Raw genomic sequence first — 14196 nt, forward strand, 5'->3', positions numbered from 1 at the left:
ATAAGAACGACTGTGTAAGGGGAACCGGCTATCTCCCGGCTTCCGCCAGATACACCTCTGCCATATGAACGGCGGCAGCTCCGTCGGAAACGGCGGTCACCACCTGGCGGAGGGGCTTGGTCCGCACATCGCCGATGGCGTAGACGCCGGAAACGCTGGTCTCTGTGGTTTCTCCGGCAGCGATATAGCCCGCCTTATCCAGCTCCAGCTGGCCCTCAAACAGGCTGGTGGAGGGCTTGCGGCCCACGCTCACAAAGATGCCGTCGCAGGGAAGATCGGTCTCTTCACCTGTGTGGACGTCCTTTAAGCGGATTCCCGTAAGGGTTTCTTTGTGGTGCAGCTCTGTGACCACGCTGTTCCAGCAAAACTCGATGTTAGGAGTTTCCTGAAGAAGATCATGATAGATCTTTGTGGCCCGCAGGGTATCCCGGCGGTGGACCAGGATCACCTTCTTTGCGATGCGGCTTAAGATCAGGGCATCTGCCACTGCGGAATTGCCGCCTCCGGCCACCACCACGGTCTTATCCTTGTAAAACATGCCGTCACAGGCGGCACAGTAGGCCACGCCCCGGCCGGTCAGCTCTTCTTCACCGGGAACACCCAGCTCTCTGGGGCTGGCTCCGGTGGCCAGGATCAGGGTCCTTCCGTAAATGGTGCCCTGGGAGGTTTCCACGGCCTTGGGCTGTCCTTCCAGCTTCGCCCGGACCACTTCGGCGTACAGGGTGGAGGCCCCGAACCGTTCTGCCTGCTTCCTCATTTTTTCAGCCAGGGTGTAGCCGTCGATGCCATCCTCAAAGCCAGGATAATTGTCGATCTGGTGGGTCAGAGCCATCTGGCCTCCGGCGGACAGCTTTTCCACCACAATGGTATCCAGTCCGGCCCGGGCTGCGTAAAGAGCCGCAGTATAGCCTGCGGGGCCTCCGCCAATGATCACAGTATCGTAAACGCGGGAGGGCTCAGGATCACTCGTCTCACTGGCTGCTTCCAGGGAATCCGTTAAGAACTGCTCGATCATGTCCCTGGATTCCGGGACCCGGAGCGTAGCGGCAGCCTTTCCGTCCTTATAAAGCACCAGCGTGGGGATGATCTCAATGCCCTGGCTGTCAGAAAGCTGCTCTTCCTCATCGATGTTGATCTTAGCCACGGGAATGGACCGGCCCCAGGTCTCAGAAACTGCCTCGTAGGCTGCTTCGATCTTCCGGCAGTAGCCGCACCAGGGCGCCCAGTAATCCACCAGAAAGGTCTTTCCGCTCCGGATCATTTCATCAAATTGTTCTCTGTTCATATTCATAGCTGCCATACCGCCAGCTCCTTTCCTTTGTTTGATATCAGTATACCAGGTCCTTTCCTGGATTTCCGTGATAAGGTCACAGTTGCGGAAATCCATGGGAGAGGCTGAAGCCTGGTGCTGTCTGCGCAGGGAGGCGGCAGGCGCGGGGGCAGAGCGGATCAGAGGGATGGTGTGTGCCGGGGGAAGAGGCCCTCCAGACAAAAAACGGCGGTGCAGCCAGGCTGCATCGCCGTTTCTTCTATGAAATGATCTAGTGGTGCTCTCCGCACTCGTCTGCGTGCTCGTGCTCATGGCAGATGGAGCCGGTGGAGACCAGCTCACCCTTCAGATAGGACTCCACTGCGGCGGTGGCATCGCCCTGTACGCCGACGATGACCTCTACGCCGCGCTCGTTGAAGATATCCACAGCGCCGCCGCCCATGCCGCCGGAAATGATGACCTGTGCTCCATTATCGGCCAGGAAGTTGGGCAGGAAGCCTGGACGGTGTCCTGGATTGGGGACAGAATTGACTGCGGTGATGGCTCCGTCTGCGGTGTCGAAGAAAATGAAATTCTCACAATGGCCAAAATGGCCTGCTACGGTGTTTCCCATGGCTGCTACTGCAATTTTCATGATGGTTTCTCCTTTTTCTGATAGATTTTATTTGGTCTGCGAGGGCTTCGGAAAGGCTCCGGAGCCCGTGGCTGTTATAGAAGCCGGCATACGGTATCAAAGATCTTTTTTAAAGCGTCCCGGGCCGGGCAGTCGATGTCCGCCAGGCTTTTTCCCTGATTGATGGCCTCTGACGCATGGTGGTCATAGGGAATGGTTCCGGCAAAGGGGATCCCTTTTTTCTCGCAGAATTCCTGGATGGCCCTGGTATATTCTGGACTCACATCCCATTTGTTGACGCAGACGGCCAGCTTTGTCTGGAAGGTTTCGGCGGTCTTCACCAGCCGCTCCAGATCGCTGAGCCCGGAGCGGCTGGGCTCAGCCACCACCAGGACCAGGTCCATGCCGCTGACGGAGGAGATCACCGGACATCCGATGCCCGGGGAGCCGTCCACGATGGCCAGATCTGTTTCCGGCGCATGCTTCAGCATAGCCATTTTTACCTCTGTCACCAGCTTTCCGGAATTTCCGCGGCCCATTTTCAGAACGGCAGTGGAAAATACGCCGCCGTCCGTGTAAAGCTCCTTTCGTCCGGCTGTGTCGGGAGCCAGGCGGATGGCATTCCTGGGACATACATGGGCGCAGACCCCGCAGCCCTCGCAGGCGTATTCACTGATGGAATAAACGCCGTCCATCCGGGAGATGGCATCAAAGCGGCAATGGGCCTGGCAGAGGCCGCAGCCAGTGCATTTTTCTGTGTCCAGGACAGCCTTATCTCCGCCGAGAAAATCAGAGATCTCAGGAGTTCCGGAAACCTCCGTTACCAGGTGGAGGTTGGGGGCGTCCACATCACAGTCGGCCACAGCCCTCGCCCCGGCAAAGCGGATGAAGGCCGCCGCGGTGGTGGTCTTTCCGGTGCCGCCCTTTCCGCTTAAGATCAAAAGACGTTTCATAAGCTGCCTCCGATCGTATGAAGGATATGGGAAAACATTTCCCGGAGCCGGGGATCCTCCCTGGAAACGATACGTCCGTCCGAAGCCATTGCTGCGATCTGGGGATCGTAGGGGATCCGGGCCAGGATGGGAAGGCCCTGGTCCCGGCAGAAGCGCTCCAGAGGCTCCCAGGGGGCCTCCTGCTTATTGATGACCACGCCGCATTTTTTTCCCAGCAGGGAGACGAGCTGGAAGACCATCTGGAAATTGTGGAAGCCAAAGGCTGTGGGCTCGGCCACCAGGATACAGAAATCTGCGTCCATGACGCTTTCCATGACGCTGCAGGCGCTTCCCGGCGGGCAGTCGATGATGGTGAGGCCCTCTGCCTTTTTTAAGGCCTCACGGATCACCGGGACGCCGGAGGCCTCTCCGGGGTTTAAGATACCGGTGACGACGCGGACCGTCTGGCTGTCGCCTGTCTCCAGGATCCCTATGGGCTTTTTCTTTTCAGTAATGGCCTTTTTGGGACATACCAGGCTGCAGCCGCCGCAGCTGTGGCAGACCTCAGAAAAGACCATAGGTTTATCTTTGACATACATAAGGGCGTGGAACCGGCAGAACTGGACGCATTCCCGGCAGCCGGTGCATGCTCCGGCGTCAAACTCCGGGAGCAGGGAACAGACGGTCTCTGTCTCCACATGGTCCGGACGGAAAAACAGACGTCCGTTGGGCTCCTCCACATCACAGTCGATGTAGACGGCTTTTTCTGCTGCAGCCGCCAGATTGACGGCTGTCAGGGTCTTTCCGGCCCCGCCCTTACCACTTAAGCAGGCGATCTTCATTGTATGCCGTGGTATCCGCCGTGGAACTGGGTCAGTTCCTCCAGCGTCCCCTGCTCCAGGGCGGCCAGATCGTCCGCAGCGGCTTTATTTGCGGATTTATAGAGCTTTATCCCGGCGGCCTGGAAGACCTGGGCGGCATTCTGGCCGCACCGGACGGTGATCAGTGCATCGGCCTGGCTGTCCACAAGGAACTGGGCCGCCTGGATTCCGGCTCCGCCCTGGGCCTGGGCCGCTGGGTTTGGGACGATGGCGTCATTCCCGTTTTCCCGGAACAGGAAATAGGGCGTGCGGGCCAGGACGATGCACACGTCCTTTTTATTTTCATCCAATGGGACTGCGATCTTCATGAACTTCCTCCTCCATAAGAGTTTTCTGGCTGCAGGCCCGCAGATGCCTTCTGCATCCGCCGCAGCCGCAGGCTTCTTCTTTTCCGTCGCAGAGCTGGTAGGAGCCTCCCTCGATCCGGAGCGGGAGACCGTCCACCAGCGCCGCCGCCAGCTTTTTCCTGGCAGAATTGTAGATCATCTGGACCGTGGTCCGGGCCACCTGCATATAGGCGCTGCATTCCTCCTGGGAGAAGCCCTGCCGGTCGATGAGGCGGATGGCTTCGTATTCATCCACGTTAAGGACAACTGCCGGTCCGCAGGGCGGAGGCCCCAGAGGGTGGAATTCCTGGATCCGGGGCAGCTGACATACTTTTCTGCATTTTCTTGGTCTTGGTATGATATCCACCTCCCCATATGAGATCTGCTTTCTTCTCTCAGTATACGACGGTAAATGGCATATGTCAAGAATATAATTGACATATGCCATTTAAAAAAGCGGATGAAGTTTTAAGGGCGGTGCTTTGCCTGGCAGATCAGCTGGGTCATGGTCCCCAGGCCAATAAGCGTTCCTCCGTGTTTTGATGGGGCTATCCTACCATATGAGGGAAGCAGTTTCTGTGATGTGGTCACGGACGGGATATTAAGATTTTTGTCGCTTGCATTCCGAAAGATTCCGTGCCATACTTGTACCATACATTTTTATGGACATGATCTGGAGGGACTTGATATGAAGCGTGGGATGAGACTGGCATGGGGACTTCTGGCGTCGGCTGCAGTGGCGGCCATGACGGCCTGCGGGAACCGGGATGCCGGAGATATGGATAAAACAGCGGCCGGGACCACTGGCCAGATGCAGTCAGAGGAAACAGAAACGGCGGTCTCCGAAGAGGAGGCTTTGGAGGACAGGATGCTTACAGTGGCTGTGTTTGAGGATACGGGAACCTTAAACCCGTATACGGGAGAAAGCCCGGCCTATGCCCTGGACTGGGTCTATGAGGGGCTGACAGCCATGGAGAACGGCGTTCCGGTGCCGGAGCTGGCCAGGGAGTGGGAGATATCCGGCGATGGGCTCACCTACACCTTTCATCTGCGGCCGGACGTAAAATTTTCCGACGGGAGCCCGTTTACAGCGGAAAATGCCAAAAGAAATATGGATCTGGTCCTGGGACACAGGGAATATTATCCATATCTGCCGTCCCTGGCGGTGATCAGCTCTGTGGAGGCCGCAGACGAGACGACGCTTACGGTACATTTAACGGCTCCGGCCCCGTCCCTTTTAAACGACCTGGCCGGAAGCTATCCCTTCGGGATGATGGGAGACGAAGGCTTTGCGGCTGAGGGCGATGTTTATCAGAGTGCGGGAGCTTTGGCGGAGCCGGAAGAGGAAAATGGTTTTTCCACCCTGGGTACCGGGATGTGGAAGCTGAAAACGTACGTGGAGGGCGAATATTCCGTTTTTGAGCGCAATGAGGCCTACTGGGGAGAAAAGCCGGGCTTCCGGTATTTAAGGACAGTGGTATGCTCCAGCGCAGAAGAGGCCGCTGAGGCCATGAAGGCCGGAGAGGCGGATGTGATGGTGGACTCAGAGCATATCACACTGGAGCTTTTTAAGGAGCTTGAGGAAGCCGGATTCCAGACGGCGTCGGCTCCTTCGTCCAGCATTTCTGTGCTGAACCTGAATACAGCGGGGCCGGTGACGGGAGATAAGGCAGTGCGCCTGGCCCTGGAGTATGCCGCAGGCCGTGAGGAGATCTCAGAAAAGGTCTATGGAGGGCTCCAGGAACCGGCAGGTTCCTATTTTTCCTGGAGAGTACCCGGAACGGACGTGGGGATCGCTCCCTATGGCCAGGATCTGGAGGAGGCAGGAAGGATCCTGGAGGAAGCAGGCTGGACCTATGCGGAGGGAGAGACCATCCGGTCCAAAAACGGCCAGCGGCTGGAGCTCCGGCTGGTATACGACGATTCCATTGCCGGAAACGGCCAGGTGGGAGAGCTGTTAAAGGCCCAGTATGAAGCGGCCGGGATCCAGGTGGATCTGGTTCCCCAGACGGGAGCGGCTTATGAGGAAAGCTGGCAGTCGGGCCAGTTCGACCTTCTGCTTTCCAGGACCTGGGGGATCCCCTATGAACCCTATGGCAGCTTTTTCTGCATGGCGTCTCCGGGGGATAAATTCCATCTGGTACAGAGCGGAATGAGCGGAAAGCGGGAGCTGGATGTGATCATGCGGGACACCCTGGTACAGAACGACGGGGAACGGATGAAGGAGGACATGGCCTACATTATGGAAAGCCTCCATAATGAAGCCGTATATGTGCCTCTGACGGAGGTCGTAAGCCTGGCCGTATACAGGGAAGGACTTTCCGGTCCGGACATGGATTCTGCCCGGGGCGGCCTGGGGATCGGGGCCATGGAGCCTCTGGAGCCGTAGAGCCCTGGCAATGGCCGGAGAGATGGGAAACGGCAGTCCGGCGTGTGAAGTACAGGAGAAAAAGGAAAGGATATGAGTCATGGAGAGAGAAGATGAGGAGAGACGGCTGAGGAGGGAAATGCGGCGGATCAAAAGAAAAAAGGAGGAGAGGATCCGCCAGCTGATCCTGGCAGGCCTTTTTACGGCGGCGTCTGTGATCATTCTGGCAGCGGTGGTCGTGCTGTTTAAGAATCTATTCCAGAAAAAACAGGTGGATCCGGGGGAGGTGCAGGTGCCGGAGTATGTGAAGGTGGACCTTCTGACTCCCAATCCGTATTCCAGGCCCCAGAAGCCGCTGGAGGAGGTCCGGGGAATCGTGGTCCATTATGTGGCCAATCCATGCAGCACGGCCAGGGAAAACAGGAGCTATTTTGAGCAGCTGAAGGACCAGACCGGGGAAAACGCCACATCAGCCAGCAGCCACTTTGTGATCGGGCTGGAGGGAGAGGTGGTCCAGTGCGTTCCCCTTACGGAGGTGGCCTATGCGTCCAACCACAGAAACAGCGATACCATTTCCATTGAGTGCTGCCATCCCGATGAGACGGGGAAGTTTTACGACAGTACATATGAGTCCCTGGTGGAGCTGTGCGCGTATTTCTGTACGGAATTTAAGCTGAAGCCCGAGGACGTGATCCGCCACTATGACGTGACGGGAAAGATCTGTCCCAAATATTTTGTGGACCATGAGGATGCCTGGGACCAGTTCCACAAGGATGTGGAGCAGGCGATGAAGAAAAAATAAGACCAGGCTCACAGGGGATAAAATACGGGCTTTCTCTGGTGGTAGACAGTATAATACCGGAAGCCGCAGGACTTCAGGATCTCAGCGGTCTGGGGAAAGAAGCCGCCCACCTGGCCAGGAGTATGGGCGTCGGAGCCCATGGTCAGAAGCTCTCCGCCCAGCTCCCGGTAGCGCAGGAGGATCTCCTCCTGGGGATGGGGGTGGCCCAGGCCGTATTTGAAGCCGGCCGTGTTGCATTCCAGGGCCTTTCCCCGGTGGATCAGGGTCTTTAAGATCTCGTCGATGATGTCCATATAGTCGCCTGGCACATAATTCTTATTTCGGTCCGGACCATAGCGGACGATGTAATCCAGGTGGCCCAGGCTGTCAAAGCAGTCCAGGGTCCGGATTCGGGCCAGGGTGGATTCAAAGTACCGGAAATAGGAGGCGTATTCGCTGCGGCCCTGGTAGCAGGCCGGATCGTAGACGTCCAGACCGTCCAGGAAATGGCTGGAGCCGATGATATAATCCACAGGAAGCTCTGCGCCCAGGCGTGTGAGAATGTCCTTCTCCCGGAGCATGAGGCCCAGCTCGATCCCCTTAAGGACGCGGATCTTCCCCTCAAAGGCCTGGACTGTGTCTTCCAGGGCCCGGAGATAGGCGGGCAGATCCAGGGTAAAGTCAATATGGGTCATCTGGGATGAGCCGGGGTCGTGGTGGTCCGTGATACAGATCTCTTTCATGCCCAGTTCCAGGGCTGCCTGGACCTGGGCATTCTGCGGCGCTTTGGAATCGCCGGAAAATTCTGTGTGTACATGACAGTCTGATATCATACTGATTCCTTTCTTATTCCATTTTTCCATGTGTTTTTGATAACAATCCCTTTTCCCAGTAAAACCGCTCCGCTCCGGGATGCAGGGGAATGGGGAGGGCTGAATACATGAACCGGTCTCTTGACATGGCGAAAAGAGAGGGGTGCTGCCGGCCCAGGGAACCGGCGTTTTCATATAGGATGGACGTCAGTTCGTAAACCAGTCCCTCATCCATATCCTGATCCACGCACAGCAGGCATTTGATGCCGAAGGTATCCACGTCCCGGTCCTGTCCCGGGTAGGTTTTGGCCGGGATCACGTCTCTGTAATAAAAATAGTTTTCACTTAGGATGGAGTCCAGCTCCTGGTCTGTATACCGGAGGATCGTGCAGGGCATGGCGTCAGCCAGCTGGGAAAAGCCGCTGATGGGAACGCCGGCAAACCCGTGGACCGCATCCAGGGAACCGCTGAGGATCCCTTCAGATCCGGAGCCCAGGCCATCATTTTTCAGGATCGAGTTGGTTTCTGTGATGCCGGCTGCGTCCAGGACGATCCTGGCGGAAAGCGCCGTGGAGGAATCCTGGGGGCCAATGGCGATCCGCCTGCCCTTCAGCTCATGGACATAGGAGATCCCCAGCGAAGAGGGGGCGATCCAGTTGGAGAGGCTGGGATATACGGCGGCAATGACCCGCAGGTCCCGGCAGGGAGCGCCTTCAAACTCCTGCTGACCGTTTAAGGCTGCGTAAGCCACGTCTCCGCTCACAAGCCCCAGATCGATCTCTCCGTTCTGCAGGGCCAGCGCGTTGGAGACGGAGCCCTCGGAGGCGCTGAGGTTGACGGTGATGGAGGCATCAGCCTGGCTGATGGCCTGGGCGATGGCCTTTCCCACCGGGTACATAGTTCCTCCGCTGTCGGCAGTGCCGATGGTGAGGATGCGGAGACGGCCGGCTGGCTGGTCCTCCGATGGCTCGGGAGATGCCAGGGAAGCGGTCCTGCAGCCGGAGACAGCCAGGGAAAATACAGTAACTGCCGCGAAGGCGGCAAAAAAATGTCTGATCATTCGTCTACACCATTCCATTTCTCAAACGGATCTCAAAGCAAAGCTGCTTTCATCATAACACGGAAGCCGCCGGAGATACAACCGGTTTTTTGAAACTGTTTGGCCGGGGCTCTGGCCGGCACCGTGCAAAAAGAAGCAGGCCGGCAGTTGGGGGCTGCCGGCCTGGCTTTAAAAAGGGAAGGTAAACTGTAAAACGAATACAGGAAAATGTCAAATTACGATCAGCCTTTAAAGAGGCCGCCAAAGAGTGATAAGAAAATGGGATTATAAATATCGTCGATGATAACGGCAAAGGACGGATATAATACCCATGCGATGTTGTGCCAGCCATACTGGTCCATCAAGGCCTTTTCATTGGCGACGGCGTTGGATCCGGAGCCGCAGCCCCAGCCGATGTTTCCGGCGGTCATAACGGCTGCACCGTAATCCCGTCCAAACAGGTTAAAGGATACAAAGATCCCAAACAGAGCCATGAAGATGCCCTGGGCAATGAGGATGATGCTCATCTGTCCGGCCACAGGAGCCAGCTTTGTGAAATCGGTTGTCATCAGGACCAGAGCCAGGTAAAGCTCCAGGAACATATGCTCAATGGCATCTACCTCGGGCACGTAGAATTTAATTCCGGCAGCCTCCATGACGTTCCTTGCAATGGCGCCTGCGAACAGGCAGCCGATGAATTTCGGCATTTCGATCATGGGGATGTTGTCCAGCAGGCAGTAGATAGGCATGCCAAGGGCTGCGAGAAGCAGAGTCAGGGCAAACATCATGATCATTTTTGTATTGTTTAATTCCGGAACCTTTCCGGTGGCCGCTGCCTCCGGCTTATCGTTGGGGTCAGATTTCAGACCGTGCTTTGCGATCAGGAAGGCTGCCACAGGTCCGCCGATCAGGGAGCCCATGATATTTCCCATGGTACCGGCCGCAACGCCGATGGTGGTGGCGTCGGGAGCGCCCCAGCCTTCAAAAATGGGGCCGAAGGCGGCTGCTGTGCCTACGCCGCCGGACATAGCGGCAGAAGAGCACTGGAGAGCCAGAAGCGGATGCATTCCCAGAAGCTGGCTCAAGGCGTAGCCCAGGAGATCCTGGCATGTGATGAGGAGACATGCCGCGAAGGCGATCATCACACAGAGCTTTCCTCCGGCATGGCGGAGCATTTTTGCACTGAAGCCAAAGCCTACACATAAGAAGAAGATATTCTGGGTCAGATCCTTCATCAGGGCAGCGTCAAAGGAAATATCCACGATGCCCATGCCCTTGATCAGGGAGACCAGGATGGAAAAGATAATACCGGAAACCACTGGAGCCGGGATCGCATACTTTCTTAAAGGTGCGGAGCGCGCCACAATGGCACGCCCCAGAAAGATGACGATGGCTGCGAAACCGAGCGTGCATAAATATTCAAACTTGAACGATGCAGCAGCTCCGTCGGCAGCCGGCGTGTAGGTGCCGAAATAACTGATAATGTCTGCCATAATTAAGATCCTCCAATCTTTTTTATAAACATAAACAATTTATAAAAAAAGTATAAATTGCCGTGGAGGAAAAGTCAATTTTAGTAAGTATGTAACAGACTTTCGTAAGTTTCGTAGTCCCGCCGGCCTTAAAACGTATAATTCCGGCGGCCCAGGCTGTACTGAATGGACGGCCTGCCTCCGGTCTTATAGTCAATGGAGCTGACGATCTCTCCGATATCCACCAGATAATTCATATACCGGCGGATGGTGATCCGGGACAGATGGATCTGCTCCGCGATCTGTTCGCTGGTAAAGAGACCCTCCGGATGCTCCGCAAGGAACCGGCGGATCATGTTCAGAGTCGCTTCATTGAGTCCCTTGGAAAGCTGGGGGACAGAATCTGCCGCAGGATCGGGCCCGGCAAAGAGCTGGTCGATGGCATTCTGGCTCAGGCTGGGCCTGGCGCCCCGCAGATATTCCTGCTGGGCGGCGAACCGCTCCAGGGCCGTCCGGAACCTGGCGTATTCAAAGGGCTTTACCAGATAGTCCAGAACGCCCCTGCTTAAAAGCGAGCGGACGATATCGGTGTCATTGGCGGAGGTGACCATGATGATTGCAGGAGTTTTTCCCATGGCATGGAGCCGGTCGATGAATATATCCCCGTTCATAAGGGGAGTATAATAATCCAGGATGATCAGGTCCGTTGTATGGTCCTTCAGGTATTCCAGAGCCTCAGTGCCGCTTTTAAAGACGCGGTCTGTCTGGAACGAGGGGGTGGCTTCCACATACTGCCGGTTGATGGAGGCCACCATCGGGTCGTCTTCAATGATCATGACGTGATACATCATTGGTATTCCTTTCTTGTAAAAGTGAGAGTGAAGCAGGTACCTTCGCCCTCCTCGGTGTCGATGGAGATCTCTCCGCCGCAGCGGTCCACGATCTGACGGACCAGGTGGAGACCTGTGCCCCGGCCTTCTCCTTTAGTAGAAAAACCGTTGTCAAAGATCCGCTCCAGGACCGGCGCCGGGATCCCGCGGCCCGTATCCTCACAGGTGATGACTGTGCCTTCGGTGCTGGCGTAGATCCCCAGGGTGATCTCGCGGATCTCCTTTTTGGAGCCATGGAGCTCCTCGATGGCATTTTCCAGGAGATTTCCCACGAGGGTCACACAGTCGCCCACGTCCATGACCAGATCCTTTCCCATGCAGCGGCTGTCGGGAGACACGGTGAGCAGGATCCCCAGCTCTGCGGCGTGCATCATCTTGCCTACCACAAGGGCACAGATCTGATGGACACGGAGGCAGTCGGCGGTCTGACGGATAGCCTGGCTGGATACCAGGCTGCTGTTTGTAATGAAGGTGATGGCCTGCTGGGTCTGGCCGGTCTGGAGATAGCCAAGGATCACATGGAGCTTATTCAGAAATTCATGATTGAAGGCCCGCAGGGTGTCCAGCATGGACCTGGCGCCGGACAGCTCGTCTGACAGGGTCTCCACCTCATAGCGGTCATTGAGGATCGTAAGGACGCCCTGGATCTTCGGGAGATTCCCAATGGGGATCTCACTGCAGATTAGGGGATGCCCGGAAAGAGAGCAGCCCTGTCCCATGACCGGACTTCCTGTTTTCAGGATCTCCTGGGCTCTGGTGGCCGGGAACAGCCGGCCGATGGGCTGGCCCAGCGGCTCCTCCCCTGGAGGGAACAGGGCCCTTGCGGGCTGATTGGCAAAGACCACCGTACCGGTGAGATCAGAGGCGAGGATCCCCTCCTCCATGGCATTGAGCACCGTATCCTGGCGCAGGTAAAGCTTCAGGAGCTCCTGGGGGTGGTACCCCATGAGGGAGGAACGCAGGAGCCGTACCGTGCCGTGGGAGAGCAGAAGGCTGATCACCAGCATGACGGCCAGCACAGCCGCGTAAACGGAGAGGATCTGCCGGGACTGGCCGGCAATATAGGTGGAAAACGCTGAGGCCATGACAAAGCCGGATATGGCGCCGTCGTTGCCCACGACCGCGTGAAAGGCCCGGCGCTGGGTTCCGTGGGTACCGATCCCAGTGGTGATATAAGGACCGCTGCCGGAAAGCACCGCCTGCTCCTCGCCGTTTATGAGGCTTTCTCCGGATTCCCGGCGGGTCGTATGGTAAAACCGCAGGAGGTTCCTGTCGTAGATGGCGATGACATTCAGATCGGGAAAGTTTTCATGGAGCCCGTCCAGAGCTGCTGCGGTTTCCCTGTCCGGATAGCCGGAATCCAGCATGTGGATCACCTGGTCCATGGAGGCGGCGTAGGCGGCCACCCCGCTGATCAGGGAATCGATCTCCGCCTTCCGTCTGTTTACGTTATAAAACAGGCTGATCCCCAGGGAGAGCACCAGAAGACAGGCGGAAACAGAGAAAAAGCTGAGAAATAATTGTTTTTCTAAAGACAATTTTTTGAACTTCGGAAGCATGGATCATGCCTTTCTTATTTGAAAAAAGAGGATATTTTTCTATGTATCACCAGTATAAGGAAAAAAGCAGCAAGTTGCAAGAAAAAACAAGAAGTTATTTCGAAAAAAAAGTCTTGCAATTTCCCGAAGAGTCATATATAATACATGCTAAATTGATTAATATTTAACAATCGAGGCTGAAATAACAGCGATCATTTTAGGAGGAATGAAAATATGGCAGTTAAAGTAGCAATTAATGGCTTTGGCCGTATCGGCCGTCTTGCTTTCAGACAGATGTTCGGCGCAGAGGGATTTGAGATCGTTGCCATCAACGACTTAACTTCTCCGGAAATGCTGGCACACTTATTAAAATACGACTCCACCCAGGGCAGATACGCACTGGCAGATACGGTTTCCTTCGGCGAGGATTCCATCACCGTTGACGGAAAAGAGATCAAGATCTACGCAAAGGCCAACGCAGCAGAGCTTCCGTGGGGCGAGCTGGGCGTAGACGTAGTGTTAGAGTGCACAGGCTTCTACACCTCCAAAGCAAAAGCACAGGCTCATATCGATGCAGGCGCTAAGCACGTGATCATCTCCGCTCCGGCAGGAAACGATCTCCCGACCATCGTTTACAACGTAAACCACGACCAGTTAAGCAAGGATGATCACATCATCTCCGCTGCTTCCTGTACGACCAACTGCCTGGCACCCATGGCAAAGGCATTAAACGATGCTTACCCGATCCAGTCCGGTATCATGTGCACCATCCACGCCTACACCGGCGATCAGATGACTCTGGACGGACCGCAGAGAAAGGGCGACAAGAGAAGAAGCCGTGCGGCTGCCATCAATATCGTTCCCAACAGCACAGGCGCTGCAAAGGCCATCGGTCTTGTTATTCCGGAATTAAACGGCAAGCTCATCGGTTCCGCACAGCGTGTTCCGACCCCGACCGGATCCACAACGATCTTAACAGCCGTTGTTAAGGGACAGCCCACAAAGGAATCCATCAATGAGGCTATGAAGGCTGCTGCCAACGAGTCCTTCGGCTACAATACAGACGAGATCGTTTCCAGCGATATCATCGGCATGAAGTACGGCTCCCTGTTCGATGCGACCCAGACCATGGTCCTTCCCATCGACGAGAATACTTCTGAGGTTCAGGTGGTTTCCTGGTACGATAACGAAAATTCCTACACAAGCCAGATGGTACGTACCATCAAGCACTTCGGTAAATTACTGAATGCTTAATTCTGGCTGGTTTTGACTCA

The 14196-nt window shown here is 56.0% G+C and carries 14 protein-coding genes and 1 pseudogene; 3 read left to right on the forward strand and 12 right to left on the reverse strand.

Translation table 11 applies throughout. From position 1 onward, the window contains the following. Positions 1-28: 28 nt before the first annotated feature. From trxB to ACI6NM_RS00165, 7 genes and pseudogenes are all read right to left on the reverse strand, one after another. Positions 29-988: a thioredoxin-disulfide reductase gene (gene trxB, locus ACI6NM_RS00135; RefSeq protein WP_262426942.1), complete on the reverse strand. Its 960-nt coding sequence runs from the start codon at positions 986-988 to the stop codon at positions 29-31. 18 nt (positions 989-1006) lie between these two features. Beyond that, positions 1007-1582 (reverse strand): annotated as a pseudogene (locus tag ACI6NM_RS00140) (thioredoxin family protein); the annotation flags it as partial. Further along, positions 1542-1904, reverse strand: coding sequence for a NifB/NifX family molybdenum-iron cluster-binding protein (locus ACI6NM_RS00145; protein WP_330599878.1), 363 nt, complete (start codon positions 1902-1904; stop codon positions 1542-1544). The pseudogene ACI6NM_RS00140 and the gene ACI6NM_RS00145, both read right to left, overlap by 41 nt. A gap of 74 nt (positions 1905-1978) precedes the next feature. Further along, positions 1979-2836 carry a nucleotide-binding protein gene (locus ACI6NM_RS00150; protein ID WP_262426928.1) on the reverse strand — a complete coding sequence of 286 codons (858 nt, stop codon included), beginning with the start codon at positions 2834-2836 and terminating at the stop codon, positions 1979-1981. Then, on the reverse strand, positions 2833-3657 hold the full coding sequence (locus ACI6NM_RS00155; protein ID WP_022273864.1) for a nucleotide-binding protein: 825 nt from the start codon (positions 3655-3657) through the stop codon (positions 2833-2835). The genes ACI6NM_RS00150 and ACI6NM_RS00155 overlap by 4 nt, the downstream gene beginning before the upstream one ends. Further along, the gene (locus ACI6NM_RS00160; protein WP_262426929.1) at positions 3654-4004 is read right to left on the reverse strand and encodes a NifB/NifX family molybdenum-iron cluster-binding protein; all 351 of its coding nucleotides are present in this window, start codon (positions 4002-4004) and stop codon (positions 3654-3656) included. The genes ACI6NM_RS00155 and ACI6NM_RS00160 overlap by 4 nt, the downstream gene beginning before the upstream one ends. Then, on the reverse strand, positions 3979-4470 hold the full coding sequence (locus tag ACI6NM_RS00165; RefSeq protein WP_316451092.1) for a DUF134 domain-containing protein: 492 nt from the start codon (positions 4468-4470) through the stop codon (positions 3979-3981). Before ACI6NM_RS00165 ends, ACI6NM_RS00160 begins: the two co-directional genes overlap by 26 nt. 240 nt (positions 4471-4710) lie before the next feature. On the opposite strand from ACI6NM_RS00165, the gene ACI6NM_RS00170 reads away from it, so the two are divergent. Together ACI6NM_RS00170 and ACI6NM_RS00175 are read left to right on the forward strand one after the other, a co-directional pair. Further along, positions 4711-6411: an ABC transporter substrate-binding protein gene (locus tag ACI6NM_RS00170; protein WP_262426930.1), complete on the forward strand. Its 1701-nt coding sequence runs from the start codon at positions 4711-4713 to the stop codon at positions 6409-6411. Between the two features lie 79 nt (positions 6412-6490). Beyond that, the gene (locus tag ACI6NM_RS00175; RefSeq protein ID WP_262426931.1) at positions 6491-7192 is read left to right on the forward strand and encodes a peptidoglycan recognition protein family protein; all 702 of its coding nucleotides are present in this window, start codon (positions 6491-6493) and stop codon (positions 7190-7192) included. Positions 7193-7200: 8 nt separating this feature from the next. Here ACI6NM_RS00175 and ACI6NM_RS00180 read toward each other — a convergent pair whose 3' ends face one another. The 5 genes from ACI6NM_RS00180 to ACI6NM_RS00200 form a co-directional block, all read right to left on the reverse strand. Then, positions 7201-8004, reverse strand: coding sequence for a histidinol-phosphatase HisJ family protein (locus ACI6NM_RS00180; RefSeq protein WP_262426932.1), 804 nt, complete (start codon positions 8002-8004; stop codon positions 7201-7203). 13 nt (positions 8005-8017) lie between these two features. After that, complete coding sequence (locus tag ACI6NM_RS00185) at positions 8018-9043, reverse strand: TAXI family TRAP transporter solute-binding subunit (RefSeq protein WP_262426933.1); 1026 nt, start codon at positions 9041-9043, stop codon at positions 8018-8020. Positions 9044-9264: 221 nt separating this feature from the next. Then, complete coding sequence (locus ACI6NM_RS00190; RefSeq protein WP_262426934.1) at positions 9265-10515, reverse strand: sodium/glutamate symporter; 1251 nt, start codon at positions 10513-10515, stop codon at positions 9265-9267. Positions 10516-10643: 128 nt separating this feature from the next. Continuing rightward, positions 10644-11345, reverse strand: coding sequence for a response regulator (locus ACI6NM_RS00195; protein WP_330599880.1), 702 nt, complete (start codon positions 11343-11345; stop codon positions 10644-10646). Then, complete coding sequence (locus ACI6NM_RS00200) at positions 11342-12922, reverse strand: sensor histidine kinase (RefSeq protein ID WP_262426935.1); 1581 nt, start codon at positions 12920-12922, stop codon at positions 11342-11344. Before ACI6NM_RS00200 ends, ACI6NM_RS00195 begins: the two co-directional genes overlap by 4 nt. A 234-nt stretch (positions 12923-13156) precedes the next feature. On the opposite strand from ACI6NM_RS00200, the gene gap reads away from it, so the two are divergent. Further along, positions 13157-14176 (forward strand): type I glyceraldehyde-3-phosphate dehydrogenase, encoded by a 1020-nt coding sequence (gap, locus tag ACI6NM_RS00205; protein ID WP_022273852.1) that lies wholly within the window; start codon positions 13157-13159, stop codon positions 14174-14176. The last annotated feature ends 20 nt before the right edge of the window (positions 14177-14196 follow it).

The sequence above is a fragment of the Pilosibacter sp. YYHA0881 genome (genome assembly GCF_051602715.1).
Taxonomy (GTDB): Bacteria; Bacillota; Clostridia; order Lachnospirales; family Lachnospiraceae; genus Alitiscatomonas; species Alitiscatomonas aceti.